Genomic DNA, 14,186 nt, shown 5'->3' on the forward strand with positions numbered 1-14,186 from the left:
CCGCCGCGCGTAAACAACCCGTTCGTCCCATCCCACAACGGCTCCGCACACCGCACCATGGGCAGCACAGGACACACCGCAGCACACTCAGCAGCAACTCAGCAGCACTCAGCAGCGATCAGCAGCACTCAGCCGACCGTGAGGAGCCCTTCCTTGCCACGTCACGCCACACCCCGGCGCTATCTGATGTGCCCACCGGCACATTTCAAGGTCACGTACTCCATCAACCCCTGGATGGACCCCGCGAAACCCGTGGACGTCCCCCTCGCCGTCACGCAGTGGGAGGACCTCAGGGACCGCTACCGCTCGCTCGGGCACACCGTCCACGAGCTGCGTCCCCGCCCCGAACTGCCCGACATGGTGTTCGCCGCGAACGGCGCGACCGTGCTCGACGGCCGGGTGCTCGGGGCGCGCTTCGCGTATCGCGAGCGGGCGCCCGAGGCCGAGGAACACCTGGACTGGTTCCACACCCACGGCTACACCGACATCCACGTACCGGCGCATATCAACGAGGGTGAGGGCGACTTCGCCGTCACCTCGTCCTGGATTCTGGCCGGGCGGGGCTTTCGGGCCAGTCCGCTCTCGCATGGCGAGGCGCAGGAGTTCTTCGGCCGCCCGGTGATCGGGCTTGACCTGGTCAACCCCCGCTTCTACCACCTGGATACGGCGCTGGCCGTGCTCGACGACGCGCGGGACGACATCATGTACTACCCGGGCGCGTTCTCCCCCGGGAGCCAGGCGGTGCTGGCGCGGCTGTTCCCTGACGCGCTGATCGCCACGCGCGCGGACGCGGAGGCGCTGGGCCTGAACGCGGTGTCGGACGGCCGCCATGTGCTGCTGCCGCAGGCCGCGTTGGGGTTGTTCGAGCCGCTGCGGGCGCGTGGCTACGTGCCGATGGGCATGGATCTCGGAGAGCTGCTGAAGGGCGGGGGCAGCGTGAAGTGCTGCACCCAGGAGCTGCGCGGGGCGGAGGGGAGTTAGCCGGTCGCGGGACCCGACGCCGGACGGGCTGAGGCCTCAGTCCGTCCGGCCTCGCAGCCCGTCCGGCGTCTCAGTCCGTCCGGCTCCTCAGTCCGTCCGGCTCCACCCGTCGCCCCACTCGGCGTCCCGCGCCGCCCGGTACAGGGGGCCGTGGCGCTTGGTGACCGTGTCGCGGGTCAGGCCTGGTTCACGGGTACAGAGGTCCAGGAGCACCTGGCCCTTGCGGATCTGCGGCTTGCGTACGACCCGCGCCTGGACCGGGCTCACCTCGCCCTGCGTGGCGGCGACGTAGCTGAACTTCTCGTCCTCGTACGGGAGTGAGCCGCCCTTGACCTGCCGGTGCAGCGAGGACCGGCTGACCCGGGCGGAGAAGTGGCACCAGTCCTGGCCCGGCACGATCGGGCACCCCGCGTCATGCGGGCAGGGTGCGGCGATCCGCAGCCCGGCCGCGATGAGCTGGTCCCGCGCCTGAAGGACGCGCGCGTAGCCCTCGGGGGTGCCGGGTTCGACGATCACCACGGCCTGACCGGCGCGGGCCGCCTCGGCGACCACCGAACCGCGGTCGGCCGCGGTCAGCTCGCCGAGCACATACGACACCGTGACGAGATCAGCGCTCGGAATCGAGAGCGCCGCTCCGATCCGTGAGCGCTGCCACAGCACCTCGCTCAGCAGCGGGTTCGCCGCCGCCAGTTCACGGCCCAGCGCGAGCGCGGGCTCCGCCCAGTCCAGCACCGTCACCGGGCGCGCGGACTCCCACGTCGCGCTCACCGCCCAGGTAGCCGCGCCCGTGCCCCCACCCACATCGACATGGCTGGACGGCTCCCACCCCTCGGGCACCGCCTCCGCGAAAGCGGCAAGGGCGGAGCGCACCGCCTCGAAGGTCGCGGGCATCCGGTACGCGGCGTACGCGGCGACGTCCGAGCGGTCGCGCAGCACCGGCGCGTCGGTCGGGGTGCGCCCCCGGTAGTTGGCGATCAGCCGCTCGACGGCCTGCGCCGCCTGCTTCGGCGGCAGCCCGGCGAGCAGCCCGGCGAGGGCGGCGCGGAGGGTCTCCGCCGGGGCGGCGGGGGTCATGGGGACGTTCACCCGGAAATTCTAGGTGGTCAGCGCGGCACGGCCCGCGACGACCGGTGCCGTCACCTATGGCGCCACCTGTGCCATCACCTGGGGCGTCTGAGAACTGCTGCGTTGTCAGGGGGCGTTGCTACGCTGGCGACCGCCGATGGACACAGAAAGCCACCGGTGACCACCGACTGTCATGCTCCTGGGGGGACCAGTGAGACAGAGGATTGTGCGCGTGACGCTCGTCGCTGGTGTGGTCGTCCTGGCGCTGCTGCTCGGTCTCGCCGCCTTCGCCGGTGGCGCGGCCGACGAGGACGACGCCACCCCGTCCAGCGCCCAGACGAAGAAGGCCGCGCCGACCAGCCAAGGCCCGGCGACCCGGCTCGACATCCCGGCCGCGTACGACCCCAAGCGCGGCTGGGAGATATCCGGCCTCGCCCGGGAGAACACCCTGGCCCAGGGCGCGGGCCGGCTCGCCTATGTGGAGCGGGTCGACGAGCGGCGCTTCCGGTTGCGCACGGTGGACACCAGGACCGGCGAGCGGCTCTGGAGCAGCGCGCCCTGGAAGCCGCTCGGCGATCCGTCCCGGGTCTTCCCCAAGCTGTTCGCGCTCACCAAGGACCGCCGCCAGTACTTCGTCACCTGGTCGTACGGCAAGTCCGACGGCGGCGACAACGACCCGCTGAGCGAGACCAGCAAGATCCTGTCCCTCGACATGTACGACGCGGCCGACGGCTCCCTGCGGCGCGTCGAGCTGCCCTGGCCCAGCACGCCCAGCGTGACCGGCTCTGGCCCCGCCGTCCTGATCGGCCAAGGCACCACCCGAGCGGCACTCGTCGACCCTCGCAGCGGTGACACCACCCCGGTCGAGCGCTCCGACCTCAAGGACCCCAAGGGCTGCGAGAACTGCCGCGAGCTCACCGAGATACGCGGCCTGACCAGCAAGGGGCTCCTGGTCAGCGGGGCCGGTGAGTTCTGGGTGCCGGGCGCCTGGCACGGCCGGAAGGTCGCGCCCAAGGGCACCAAGCCCGGGTCCGGGACGCCGACCTCGGTGACGGCGGACCATGTCCTCGCCAAGTGGAGCAAGAAGCCCGGCAGCAAGGAGAAGGAGGAGAAGCGGGAGGCGGCGAAGCTCGACGTGTGGGCGCTGCACGACGCGGTGAACGGCAAGGCGCTGATCACCACCGAGTGCCACAGGCCCGCGATCAGGCCCGGCCGCTACCCGGAGCTGACGCTCTCCCCCACCGGCCGCTACCTCGTCGCCGGAAATCTCGCCTTCGACCTGTGGGAGAAGTCCGGCCACTGCTTCGAGGAGAACGACGGCGCGAAACCCCTGACACTGGCCACCGTCACCGACGAGGGCGTCGCCTACGGCGCGACCGGTGCGCGTAGCGCGGCCGACGCGCTCACCGGCGGCGGAACGCCGGTCGAGGTGCGGCTGGCCACCGGCGAGCCCCGAGCACTCGCCCCGGGCCTGAGGCTGCCCAGTCACGACCAGGGCGGCGTGGGCGTCTTCCGCTGGACGGACAGCAAGGACGTGCTGCACCTCATCGGATACGAGCGGCGCGGCTGAGCCGGGTGGCGGCCGCCGCGCGCGGCGCGCTGTCCGGGGGTCTCCGGCGCGGGTGCACGGTGTTGGCCAGCAGGATGAGGTACGTATCGGTGGCCCGGTCCAGGACCAGCGAGGTCCCGGTGAACCCGGCGTGCCCGGCCGCGCCCTGGCCCGCCAGCTCGCCCATCAGCCACGGCTCGTCGACCCGGAAGCCGAGGCCGGGCGCGCGCAGCATGAGGTCGACATGGTCGGCGCCGAGTATCCGCGCCGTGCCGTAGGTGCCGCCGTTCAGCAGGGTCCGGCAGAACACCGCCAGGTCACGGGCGGTCGAGAACAGCCCGGCGTGCCCGGCGACCCCGCCGAGCGCGAAGGCGTTCTCGTCGTGCACGGTGCCCCGCACCATGCCACGGTCCAGCTTCGCCCAGGGCCTGCGCTGGTCCTCGGTGGCGGCGGCGAACGCGCAGGGGCCGAAGCCGGTGTGCCGCATGCCCAGCGGCCGGGTGATCCCCTCCCGTACGAGCTGGTCCAGGCGCTGCCCGGTGACCTGCTCCAGGACCTGCTGGACCAGCAGCATGTTCAGGTCCGAGTAGCGGTAGCCCGCGCCGGGTGCGGCGATCGGCCGCTCGGCGCGCAGCGCCGCGAGGCGGGCGGTGTGGTCCGGGAGGTCGTACAGCGGGAGTTCGGGCCGTAGCCCGGAGGTGTGGGTGAGCAGCTGGCGCAGGGTGAGGCCGTACTCGGCGGCGGCCGTGAAGTCGGGGACGTACCTGCCGATGCCCGCGTCGAGCTCCAGGCTGCCGCGCTCCACCTGCTGGACGGCTGCGACCGTGGTGAACAGCTTGGTCAGGGACGCCAGGTCGAAGGGGGTGCCGGTGGCCATCGGCACCCGGCGGTGCTCGGGCAGCTCCTCGTCGTGGGACCGGTAGCGCACCGCCCAGCCGACCGCCTCCTCGACGGCGATCACCGGGCCGCGCCCGGCGATGACGACGGCGCCCGCGCACCAGTGATCCGGCAGTCGGCTCACCTCCCGCGCGAGCAGTCGCAGCTCCTCGGGGTCGAGTCCGGCCCTGCTCGGGGGTCCGTTGCGCAGTCGTGCCGCTCTCAGCGCTCCGCTCCCTCCGTCTCAGTGTCCGTCGTGACCTTCGCGGTCGCGGTCGCGCTCGCGCTCGCCTTTCCGCTCCAAGGTCGGCACAGTCCCACAAAACAGCCCACGGCCACCAGCGCGCTCGTCAGCTGCACCACCGCCATCGGCACGGCCGTCCCCTCGCCCGCGATCCCGACGAGCGGCGAGGCGATCGCGCCGACCAGGAAGGACGAGCTGCCGATCAGCGCGGAGGCGGAGCCAGCGGCGTGCGGGGTACGCATCAGGGCCAGGGCGTTGGTGTTGGGCAGCGTCAGGCCCATCGCCGACATCAGGAAGAACAGCCCGGTCGCCATCGGGACCAGCCCGACGTCACCGAAGACCCCGCTGGCCATCAGCAGCAGCGCGGTGGCGGCGAGGGTGGTCACCGCGAGCCCCGCGCCGAGCACCTTGTCCAGACTGACCCGGCCGACCAGTACCTTGCCGTTGATCTGCCCGGCCACGATCAGCCCGACCGAGTTGATGCCGAAGAGCAGCGAGAAGGTCTGCGGCGACGCCCCGTAGATCTCCTGGATCACGAACGGCGAGGCGGAGATATACGCGAAGAGCGCGGCGAACGCGAAGCCACCGGCCAGCGTGTAGCCGGTGAAGACCCGGTCCGAGAGCAGTCCGCGCATGGTGCGCAGCGCCGCGCCGACACCGCCGTCCTGCCGGGCTTCGGGCGCCAGGGTCTCCGGCAGCTTGCGCCAGACCAGGACGGTCAGCGCGATGCCGATCCCGGTGAGGACGTAGAAGACGCCGCGCCAGTCGGTGACGCGCAGGACCTGGCCGCCGATCAGCGGCGCGATGATGGGCGCGACGCCGGATATGAGCATCAGCGTGGAGAAGAATCTGGCCATCTCCATGCCGTCGTAGAGGTCGCGGACGACCGCGCGAGCGATGACGATCCCGGCCGAGCCCGCCAGGCCCTGAAGCAGCCGGAAGCCGATGAGCAGTTCGACGGTGGGGGCGAAGGCGCAGATCGCGGTGGCGAGTATGTAGATGAGCAGTCCGGCCAGAAGCGGGCGACGGCGCCCCCACTTGTCACTCATCGGACCGACGACGAGCTGGCCGAGCGCCATCCCCGCGAGGCAGGCGGTGAGCGTGAGCTGCACGGTCGCGGCGGGCGCGCTCAGCGAGCGGGTGACTTCCGGCAGGGCCGGGAGATACATGTCCATGGAGAGCGGCGGCATAGCGGTCAGGCCACCGAGCACCAGGGTGACGAGCAGGCCGGTCCGGGCGGTACGGCGCCGGGCGGCGGCGGTGACGGCCGGGGTGGTCGAAGGCGCCGTAGGCACGGCTGTTCCCTGTTTGCCGCGCTTCGGCATTAGCCCTCCCCTGTGGGTCACGTCTGCCCCTATGTTCTCAGCTTGACCACGGTGGCCGAGACCATATGTTCGAGTGCGGCCGCAGGACCGGCGAACCCGATCAAGGGACAGGTGGGGAACAGGTATGGGGCAGGTGCGGTGGGGTGTGCTGGGGACCGGCTGGATCGCCGAGCGGTTCACGGCGGAGTTGCTGACGATGGGCGAGGATGCCCAGGTCGTGGCGGTCGGCTCGCGTACCGAGCGGGCGGCGGGGGCGTTCGCCGGGCGGTTCGGGATCGAGCGGGCGTACGGCGACTGGGCCGCGCTCGCGGCAGATGACGCCGTGGATGTGGTGTACGTCGCCACTCCGCACTCGACGCACCGGGTGGCGGCCGGAATGTGTCTGGAGGCAGGGCGCGCGGTCCTGTGCGAGAAGGCGTTCACGCTCAACGCGCGGGAGGCGGCGGAGCTGATCGCACTGGCCGAGCGGCACGACCGCTTCCTGATGGAAGCGATGTGGATGTACTGCCATCCGCTGATCCGGCGGCTGACCGCGCTGGTGCGCGGCGGCGCGATCGGGGACGTCCGCACGGTTCACGCGGACTTCGGGCTCGCGGGTCCGTTCGCCCAGGGGCACCGTCTGCGGGACCCGGCGCAGGGCGGGGGTGCGCTGCTCGACCTGGGGGTCTATCCGGTGTCGTTCGCTCAGCTCCTGCTCGGGGAGCCGTCCGCCGTGGCGGCGAGTGCGACGCTCTCGGAAGAGAGCATCGATCTCCAAACGGGAATGCTGCTCTCTTGGGAGAGCGGTGCTCACGCCGTGTTGCACTGCTCTATAGAAGGCGGGACTCCGGTTTCCGCCTCGGTGACCGGCACCAAGGGCCGGCTCGACCTCCCGGACGGCTTCTTCTTCCCTGACCGCCTCGTCCTGCACCGGCCTGGCCACGAGCCGGAGGTGTTCACCGGCGAGGGCCCCCGCGACTCCCTCCGGCACGAGGCGGCCGAGGTGATGCGCTGCCTGCGCGCGGGGGAGACCCAGTCGCCGATGGTCCCGTGGGAGAGCACGCTCGCGGTCATGCGCACCCTGGACGCGGTCCGGGAGCGGATCGGGGTGCGCTACCCGGGCGAAGGGTAGGGCGGTAACCGCCAGGTGGGTACGCTGCGGCTCATGAGTGATCTGCGGACGAAGACGGCGGTAGTGACGGGAGCGGGCTCCGGTATCGGCCGGGCGGTCGCGGTGGAGCTGGCGCGCGGCGGCTGGTCGCTGGCTCTCGCCGGGCGCCGCGTCGAGACGCTGGAGGAGTCCGCGGCCCTGGCGAAAGCCGCGGCCGCCGAAGCCGGTGCCGACGCCAGTGCCGGTACCGGTGCCGGTGCCGGTGCCGGTGAGGTGTGCTGCGTACGCACCGACGTGGTGCGGCAGGACGAGGTGGCCGCCCTCTTCGCCACCGCGCGTGAACGATTCGGCCACCTTGACCTGCTCTTCAACAACGCGGGCACGTTCGGCCCCGGCGGTGTACCGCTGGAGGACCTCGACTACGACGCGTGGCGGCACGTCGTCGACACCAACCTCAACGGCGCCTTCCTCTGCGCCCAGGCCGCGTTCCGGCAGATGAAGAACCAGGACCCGCAGGGCGGGCGGATCATCAACAACGGTTCGATCTCCGCCCATGTGCCGCGCCCGCAGTCGGTCGCGTACACCGCGACCAAGCACGCCATGACGGGCCTGACGAAGTCCCTGTCCCTGGACGGTCGCCCGTACCGCATCGCCGCCAGCCAGATCGACATCGGCAACGCCGCCACCGACATGACCGAGCGGATGCGGCAGGGCATCCTCCAGGCGAACGGTCAGCTGGCCGTGGAGCCGGTGATGGACGTGGCCGATGTGGCGCGCACCGTACGGCACATGGCGGAACTGCCGCTGGAGGCCAACGTGCAGTTCGCGACCGTGATGGCCACCAACATGCCGTACATCGGGCGGGGCTGACGTCAGGGAATGCGTGAGCCAGCACCATGGTTAGGTGCGGGCATGACACAGAACAGCACCGAGATCCTGCGCTACACCGCCTTCTCCAGCGACCCGGACGGCGGCAACCCCGCCGGAGTCGTCCTGGACGCGTCCGGGCTCGACGACGCGGCGATGCTCGGTATCGCGGCCGAACTCGGCTACAGCGAGTCGGCGTTCCTCACGGCGCCGCCCGAGGGGCTGGGCGGCCAAACCGGCCGCGCGTACACGCTGCGGTTCTTCAGCCCGAAGGCGGAGGTCTCCTTCTGCGGGCACGCCACCGTGGCCACATCGGTGGCGCTGGCCGAGCACGCGGGCGGACCCGGCGACTACCTCTTCGCGACCCCGGCCGGGACCGTCCCGGTGACCGTCGCCGAGGTGAACGGCGCGCTGCGGGCCACGCTGAGCAGCGTCGAACCCCAGGTCAAGCCGGTCGACGACGCCGACCTCACCGAGGCGCTGGCCGCCCTGGACTGGCCCGCCGCCGACCTGGACCCGGCGCTGCCGCCGCGCATCGCGTTCGCGGGCGCCAGCCACCTGGTCATCGCGGCGGGTACCCGGGAGCGGCTGGCGGACCTGTCGTACGACTTCGACCGCCTTGAGGCGTTGATGCGGCGGCTGAACCTGACCACCCTGCAACTGGTGTACCGGGCCTCGGAGTCCGTGTTCCACGTCCGTGACCCGTTCCCGGTGGGCGGCGTGGTCGAGGACCCGGCCACCGGTGCCGCCGCGGCCGCGTTCGGGGCGTACGCGCGCGAACTCGGCCTGGCGAAGGAAGAGGCGGTGCTCACGCTGCACCAGGGCGAGGACATGGGGCGCCCGGGCGAGCTGACGGTGACGCTGCGGGCGGGCGACCCGCGGGTCCATGTCTCGGGTACGGCCGTGCCGATCAGCGCCTGACACGCGCGTGGCCCCCGCCTCCCGAATCCACTCGGGCGGCGGGGGCCACGCTCTCCAGGGCTCAGGCGCCGATCTTCCCGCCGTCCGTCCTGCGGATCACCACGGTGGCCGAGCGCGGACGGCCATCGGGGTCGTAGTCCGGCCAGTTGCTGACCGCCCGCGGATTCTCCGGGGTCGGCGCGCCCCAGGCGACGGTGGCCTCGCCCGGATGCTGGATGTTGACGAACATCGTCCGCTGGTCCGGTGTGGTGACCACACCGGTGATCTCACAGCCGCGCGGCCCGACCAGGAAGCGGCGGATCTCGCCGGTCCTCGGGTCAGCGGCCAGCATGGCGTTGTTGCCGAGCCGGTCGTATCCCTTCTGCGGCAGGTTCTGCGCGGAGTTGGAGATGTCGGTCTGGATCCACAGCCGGGCGTCGGCGTCGAACCAGAGGCCGTCGGGCGAGCCGAACATGGTCTCCTCGGTCAGGTCGACCGCGTCGTCGTACGCCGGGTCACCGGCGAGCTGGAAGATGTCCCAGCAGAAGGCGGTGGCCGTGTTGTCCCCGCCGTTCTCCCGCCAGCGGATGATGTGCCCGTACGGGTTGGGGGTACGAGGGTTGGCCGCGCCGCCCTCGCCGCTGCCGTTGGTGAGGGTGCAGTAGACGTCCTTGTTCTTCGGGTTGACGGCGAGCCATTCCGGACGGTCCATCGGGGTCGCGCCGAGGGCGTCCGCCGCCTCGCGGGTACGGAGCAGGACGTCGGCCTGGTCCTTCCAGCCTCCTGCGGCCGTCAGCGGGCCCTTGCCGAACACCAGCGGCAGCCAGCAGCCCTTGCCGTCGTCGTCGAAGCGGGCGACGTAGAGCGTGCCGTCGTCGAGGGGGCTCTGGCCACGCCGGTAGCTGCGCCACGGCCGCCTGCCGACGAACTTGTAGATGTAGTCGCCGTTCTGGTCATCGCCCATGTAGCCGACGACCCGGCCACGGCACTCGGTGGTGACGCAGCCCTCGTGCTTGATCCGGCCCAGGGCGGTGCGCTTGACGGGGGTGTGCCGGGGGTTCATCGGGTCGATCTCGACAACCCAGCCGAAACGATTGGCCTCCTTGCCGTTGACGGCCACGTCCCAGCGCGGGCTGGCGAGGTGCCAGCGGTAGCCGAAGCCGAACGTGTTCAGGCCGTACCGGGCCTGCGCCTCGGTGGGCTGCCAGGAGGCGTCCTCGGTGCCGAAGTAGGAGTTCCAGTTCTCCTCGCAGGCCAGATACGTCCCCCAGGGGGTGACGCCCATCGAGCAGTTGTTGAGCGTGCCCATGGGCGGGTTGTTGGCCTGGAGCTCGGGGTGGTGCGCGGGGACAGGACCGGAGAAGGTGACCGGGGTCGCGCCATGCACCTTGCGGGCCCGGCGGGAGGCGACGCGTTCCCAGGAACCGTCCGCCTTCCTCGCGACCTCGACGATGCTGACGCCATGGGCGGCGAGCGCCTTTTCCACCTTCTCGGGCGTCATGTCGGCGGGGCCGTCGGGGAAGAGCAGCGCCTGGTCCACGTACTCGTGGTTGAGCACGAGCATGCCGCGCTGGCTGCCTCTTCTGCCGTGCCCCAGCGGGAAGAAGTGCATACCGTCGTGGTTCATGCCGAGCTGCTGGGCCTGCTCGGCGGCGGTGTTGGAGGCGTCCTTGTGCCACTGCGGGCCGCCCGGCCGGATCGGGGTGCCCCACGGGATGAGCACCTGCGCCTCGTAGCCCTCGGGGACGGTCAGCTGATCGACGTCATGGAGGGGGACCGGCTTGAAGCCGAGCAGCGGTCTGTGGCCGCCCCCGTGATGGGGTCCACGGCCAGCGGCCGCCTTGCCGGGCTCCGCCGCCGCGGCCGCCTGGGTCGCTCCGAGCGCCATGAACCCGACGGCGGCCGCGGTGCCGCCACGCAGCGCGGCACGACGCGACATCCGCGTCGCCACCACGTCCTTGAACGGCCGGTTTCCGGAGGTGTTCGAGCTCACGTCGTCGGGGTCGGCCACGGGGAGCGCGGAAGGATCAGCAGTCATGTCCCGTCCTCAGTGTCGAGAATGCACCCAACTGTCCGGCCCCTCTGAGGCGCCTGACAGTAGCTCAGAAGTTACGGTCCGGCGATACTAGGTCGGCGGATCTACGCGCGACACCCCCACGGCACATCCGGAGAGCACCAGCCATGACGTTCACCCCCGCCGAACTCGACGCCCGCGACACCGCCAAGACGGTCGTCGTCGACGTCCGCACCCCCGGTGAGTACGCCACCGGCCATGTACCCGGCGCGATCTGCGTGCCGCTGGAGAGCCTGGACGCACTGCTGCCCGAGCTGCGTACGGCCGCCACGGCATGCGAACTGGTCGTCGTCTGCGCCACCGGCCAGCGCGCGGGCATCGCACGCGAGCGGCTGACCTTCGCGGGCGTACGGGCCCGCACCCTGGCGGGCGGAACCGACGCGTGGCGGGCCACCGGGCTTCCCGTCGCCACCGCTCCGCACCCCGAGCGCGCCGTGTGGGCCATGGACCGCCAAGTGCGCTTCACCGCCGGGTCGCTGGTGCTGCTCGGGCTGGCGCTCGGACGGCGCGCACCGCGCGCCCGGCTGCTGTCCGCCGGGGTGGCCGCGGGGCTGGTCTACTCAGGGCTCAGCAACACCTGCGGCCTCGCACGCGTCCTCGGCAAGCTCCCCCTCAACCGTCCGGACGCCAGCGCACTCGACTCGGCCCGGCGCGCCCTGCGCGGCTGACGGACGTCGGCGCACGTCAGCATGGGTCGACGCACGTCAGCGCAGGTCGACGCACGTCAGCGGACGATCGTCAGCCGCCCGCTGTACACGGTCATCGGCTCGCTCGATGTGAGCGCCACCGCGTAGTCGTCGCCCAGCGGTACGTCGGGCACGGTCACCCATGTCGACAGATCGCCAGGGTCCACGCCGACCGCCAGCTCGGCGACCCCTTCGAGCTGGGCGCCCTCCCCACGCACGAGGACGATGTCGCAGGGGTGCCCGGTGGCCCCGGTCGTCCCGGTGGCCCCGGTCGTCCCGGTGAGCCGCCAGGTGACGCACACATCCTGGCCGACCCGCCAGGCGTCCCCCGCGGCGGGGCTCAGGACCTGTACGGGCGCGGGCTCGGTCATGCGTCCACGGTAGGCGCACCCGGGTACCGCCCGCGCGGCGAGCGTCCACCCCCCGGCGGGCCAGGAAGCGATTCCGGCAGCCGCCCCATCTGGCGGTAGCCTTGCCTGCGTGCCCCGCCTGTCTGAAGTCATCGCCGCGCTAGATGCCCTGTGGCCCCCCGAGCGGGCCGAGGAATGGGACGCCGTCGGGACGGTCTGCGGAGATCCGGACGCCCAGGTCTCCCGTGTGCTGTTCGCCGTCGACCCGGTCCAGGAGATCGTCGACGAGGCGGTACGGCTCAGTGCCGATCTGCTGGTCACCCACCACCCGCTCTATCTGCGCGGTACGACGACCGTCGCGGCCTCACACTTCAAGGGCCGTGTCGTCCACGACCTGATCAAGAACGACATCGCGCTGCACGTCGCCCACACCAACGCCGACACCGCCGACCCCGGCGTGTCCGACGCTCTCGCGGGCGCCCTTGACCTGCGGATCGTCGGCCCGCTCGTCCCCGACACCTCGGACCCGAACGGCCGCCGAGGCCTCGGCCGGATCTGCGAGCTCGACCACCCGCTGCCGCTGCGGGAGCTGGCCACGTACGCGGCGAAGCGGCTGCCCGCCACCGCGCAGGGCATCCGCGCCGCGGGCGACCCGGACGCCCTGATCCGTACGGTCGCGGTCAGCGGCGGCTCGGGCGACAGCCTCTTCGGCGCCGTACGGGCGGCGGGCGTGGACGCGTTCCTGACCGCGGACCTGCGCCACCACCCGGCCTCCGAGGCGACCCAGCACTCCCCGCTGGCGCTGCTCGACGCCGCCCACTGGGCCACCGAGTGGCCCTGGTGCGAGCAGGCCGCCGCGCAGCTCGACGAGATCTCCGACCGGCACGCCTGGGACCTGCGGGTCCATGTGTCGACGACGGCCACCGACCCCTGGACCGCCCACGCCGCGTCCACCTTTACTGTGTCCTCTTCCCCTTCTTCTTCATCTGGAGCCCCCAACTGAACGCCGAGCCCGCCGACCAGATCCGACTTCTCGACGTCCAGGCCCTCGACGTCCGTCTGTCGCAGCTCGCGCACAAGCGCGAGTCGCTGCCCGAGCACGCCGAGATCGAGTCGCTGAACAAGGACCTCACCCAGCTGCGCGACCTGCTGGTGGCCGCGCAGACCGAGGAAAGCGACTGCGCCCGCGAGCAGACCAAGGCGGAGCAGGACGTGGACCAGGTGCGGCAGCGCGCGGCCCGCGACCAGCAGCGGCTGGACTCCGGCGCGATCACCTCGCCCAAGGACCTGGAGAACCTGCAGCACGAGATCACCTCGCTCGCCAAGCGCCAGGGCAACCTGGAGGACGTGGTGCTCGAGATCATGGAGCGCCGCGAGTCCGCGCAGGAGCGGGTCTCCGAGCTGACCGAGCGGGTCTCCTCCGTCCAGTCGAAGATCGACAGCGCGACGGAGCGCAGGACGGCCGCGTACCAGGAGCTGGACGGTGAGGCCGCCGCGGTCACCAAGGAGCGCGAGGTCGTCGCGGGTTCGGTCCCGGCCGACCTGCTGAAGCTGTACGAGAAGCTCCGCGAGCAGCAGGGCGGCGTCGGCGCGGCCCGCCTCTACCAGCGGCGCTGCGAGGGCTGCCAGCTGGAGCTGAACATCACCGAGGTCAACGAGGTCAAGGCCGCGGCCCGGGACGCGGTGCTGCGCTGCGAGAACTGCCGCCGCATTCTGGTCCGTACGTCGGAGTCCGGCCTGTAATGCGGAAGTTCATCGTCGAGGCGGACGGCGGGTCCCGGGGCAACCCGGGGCCCGCGGGCTATGGCGCTGTCGTCATCGACCCGGTGTCGGGTGAGGCGCTGGCCGAGGCCGCCGAGTACATCGGGGTCGCCACGAACAACGTCGCCGAGTACAAGGGCCTGGTCGCCGGTCTGAAGGCGGCGAAGGCCCTCGACCCCGAGGCTGAGATCCACGTCCGGATGGACTCCAAGCTGGTCGTCGAGCAGATGTCGGGCCGCTGGAAGATCAAGCACCCGGACATGAAGCCACTGGCCGCCGAGGCCGCGCGGGTCTTTTCCCCCGCGCAGGTGACGTACCAGTGGATTCCGCGTGGGGAGAACAAGCACGCGGACCGGCTGGCCAACGAGGCGATGGACGCGGGCAAGCGGGGCAAGCAGTGGTCGCCGTCGGCGAGCAC

At 71.7% G+C, this 14,186-nt stretch carries 14 protein-coding genes; 9 read left to right on the plus strand and 5 right to left on the minus strand.

Going from position 1 to position 14,186, the window contains the following annotated elements:
• Window positions 1-57 precede the first annotated feature (57 nt).
• Window positions 58-981 (plus strand): dimethylargininase, encoded by a 924-nt coding sequence (gene ddaH, locus GCN81_RS15990; protein ID WP_407697976.1) that lies wholly within the window; start codon window positions 58-60, stop codon window positions 979-981.
• Between the two features lie 87 nt (window positions 982-1,068).
• Here the strand turns inward: ddaH and GCN81_RS15995 are convergent, their stop codons facing one another.
• Window positions 1,069-2,055 (minus strand): small ribosomal subunit Rsm22 family protein, encoded by a 987-nt coding sequence (locus GCN81_RS15995; protein WP_156725310.1) that lies wholly within the window; start codon window positions 2,053-2,055, stop codon window positions 1,069-1,071.
• 223 nt (window positions 2,056-2,278) lie between these two features.
• Between GCN81_RS15995 and GCN81_RS16000 the strand changes: the two genes are divergently transcribed.
• On the plus strand, window positions 2,279-3,616 hold the full coding sequence (locus GCN81_RS16000) for a hypothetical protein (protein ID WP_156725288.1): 1,338 nt from the start codon (window positions 2,279-2,281) through the stop codon (window positions 3,614-3,616).
• On the opposite strand, the gene GCN81_RS16005 is transcribed toward GCN81_RS16000, so the two are convergent.
• Window positions 3,591-4,697 (minus strand): serine hydrolase domain-containing protein, encoded by a 1,107-nt coding sequence (locus GCN81_RS16005; protein WP_156725289.1) that lies wholly within the window; start codon window positions 4,695-4,697, stop codon window positions 3,591-3,593. The genes GCN81_RS16000 and GCN81_RS16005 overlap by 26 nt on opposite strands.
• A complete protein-coding gene (locus GCN81_RS16010) occupies window positions 4,694-6,040 on the minus strand; it encodes a Bcr/CflA family multidrug efflux MFS transporter (RefSeq protein ID WP_156725290.1) in 1,347 nt (448 codons plus the stop codon). Before GCN81_RS16010 ends, GCN81_RS16005 begins: the two co-directional genes overlap by 4 nt.
• A 124-nt stretch (window positions 6,041-6,164) precedes the next feature.
• Between GCN81_RS16010 and GCN81_RS16015 the strand changes: the two genes are divergently transcribed.
• The 3 genes from GCN81_RS16015 to GCN81_RS16025 are packed head-to-tail and all read left to right on the plus strand — an operon-like array spanning window position 6,165 to window position 8,918.
• The gene (locus tag GCN81_RS16015; protein WP_197287664.1) at window positions 6,165-7,151 is read left to right on the plus strand and encodes a Gfo/Idh/MocA family protein; all 987 of its coding nucleotides are present in this window, start codon (window positions 6,165-6,167) and stop codon (window positions 7,149-7,151) included.
• Between the two features lie 33 nt (window positions 7,152-7,184).
• The gene (locus GCN81_RS16020) at window positions 7,185-8,000 is read left to right on the plus strand and encodes an SDR family oxidoreductase (RefSeq protein ID WP_156725291.1); all 816 of its coding nucleotides are present in this window, start codon (window positions 7,185-7,187) and stop codon (window positions 7,998-8,000) included.
• Window positions 8,001-8,042: 42 nt separating this feature from the next.
• Entirely contained in the window at window positions 8,043-8,918 is an 876-nt protein-coding gene (locus GCN81_RS16025) for a PhzF family phenazine biosynthesis protein (RefSeq protein WP_156725292.1), read from the plus strand.
• 61 nt (window positions 8,919-8,979) lie between these two features.
• Here GCN81_RS16025 and GCN81_RS16030 read toward each other — a convergent pair whose 3' ends face one another.
• Complete coding sequence (locus GCN81_RS16030) at window positions 8,980-10,935, minus strand: PhoX family protein (RefSeq protein ID WP_156725293.1); 1,956 nt, start codon at window positions 10,933-10,935, stop codon at window positions 8,980-8,982.
• Window positions 10,936-11,078: 143 nt separating this feature from the next.
• Here GCN81_RS16030 and GCN81_RS16035 point away from each other — a divergent pair, with 143 nt between their 5' ends.
• Complete coding sequence (locus tag GCN81_RS16035) at window positions 11,079-11,639, plus strand: rhodanese-like domain-containing protein (RefSeq protein ID WP_156725294.1); 561 nt, start codon at window positions 11,079-11,081, stop codon at window positions 11,637-11,639.
• 56 nt (window positions 11,640-11,695) lie between these two features.
• Here GCN81_RS16035 and GCN81_RS16040 read toward each other — a convergent pair whose 3' ends face one another.
• Window positions 11,696-12,028: a GPI anchored serine-threonine rich family protein gene (locus GCN81_RS16040; protein WP_197287665.1), complete on the minus strand. Its 333-nt coding sequence runs from the start codon at window positions 12,026-12,028 to the stop codon at window positions 11,696-11,698.
• Window positions 12,029-12,137: 109 nt separating this feature from the next.
• Here GCN81_RS16040 and GCN81_RS16045 point away from each other — a divergent pair, with 109 nt between their 5' ends.
• From GCN81_RS16045 to GCN81_RS16055, 3 genes are all read left to right on the plus strand, one after another.
• Window positions 12,138-13,010 (plus strand): Nif3-like dinuclear metal center hexameric protein, encoded by an 873-nt coding sequence (locus GCN81_RS16045; RefSeq protein ID WP_156725296.1) that lies wholly within the window; start codon window positions 12,138-12,140, stop codon window positions 13,008-13,010.
• Window positions 13,007-13,750 (plus strand): zinc ribbon domain-containing protein, encoded by a 744-nt coding sequence (locus GCN81_RS16050; RefSeq protein WP_197287667.1) that lies wholly within the window; start codon window positions 13,007-13,009, stop codon window positions 13,748-13,750. The genes GCN81_RS16045 and GCN81_RS16050 overlap by 4 nt, the downstream gene beginning before the upstream one ends.
• Window positions 13,750-14,186, plus strand: a 437-nt coding sequence (locus tag GCN81_RS16055) for a reverse transcriptase-like protein (protein ID WP_156725297.1), incomplete at its 3' end; no start/stop codon positions are given. The genes GCN81_RS16050 and GCN81_RS16055, both read left to right, overlap by 1 nt.

Origin of the sequence: Streptomyces apocyni (assembly GCF_009739465.1) — a bacterium.
In the GTDB taxonomy this organism is placed as follows: Bacteria; Actinomycetota; Actinomycetes; order Streptomycetales; family Streptomycetaceae; genus Streptomyces; species Streptomyces apocyni.

Bases quoted from the DNA above. Each gene is read 5' to 3' on its own strand.
- GCN81_RS16030 (WP_156725293.1), bottom strand. From the start codon at position 10,935: ATGACTGCTGATCCTTCCGCGCTCCCCGTGGCCGACCCCGACGACGTG.
- GCN81_RS16020 (WP_156725291.1), top strand. From the start codon at position 7,185: ATGAGTGATCTGCGGACGAAGACGGCGGTAGTGACGGGAGCGGGCTCC.
- GCN81_RS15995 (WP_156725310.1), bottom strand. From the start codon at position 2,055: ATGACCCCCGCCGCCCCGGCGGAGACCCTCCGCGCCGCCCTCGCCGGG.
- GCN81_RS16010 (WP_156725290.1), bottom strand. From the start codon at position 6,040: ATGCCGAAGCGCGGCAAACAGGGAACAGCCGTGCCTACGGCGCCTTCG.
- GCN81_RS16035 (WP_156725294.1), top strand. From the start codon at position 11,079: ATGACGTTCACCCCCGCCGAACTCGACGCCCGCGACACCGCCAAGACG.
- GCN81_RS16040 (WP_197287665.1), bottom strand. From the start codon at position 12,028: ATGACCGAGCCCGCGCCCGTACAGGTCCTGAGCCCCGCCGCGGGGGAC.
- GCN81_RS16025 (WP_156725292.1), top strand. From the start codon at position 8,043: ATGACACAGAACAGCACCGAGATCCTGCGCTACACCGCCTTCTCCAGC.
- ddaH (WP_407697976.1), top strand. From the start codon at position 58: ATGGGCAGCACAGGACACACCGCAGCACACTCAGCAGCAACTCAGCAG.
- GCN81_RS16015 (WP_197287664.1), top strand. From the start codon at position 6,165: ATGGGGCAGGTGCGGTGGGGTGTGCTGGGGACCGGCTGGATCGCCGAG.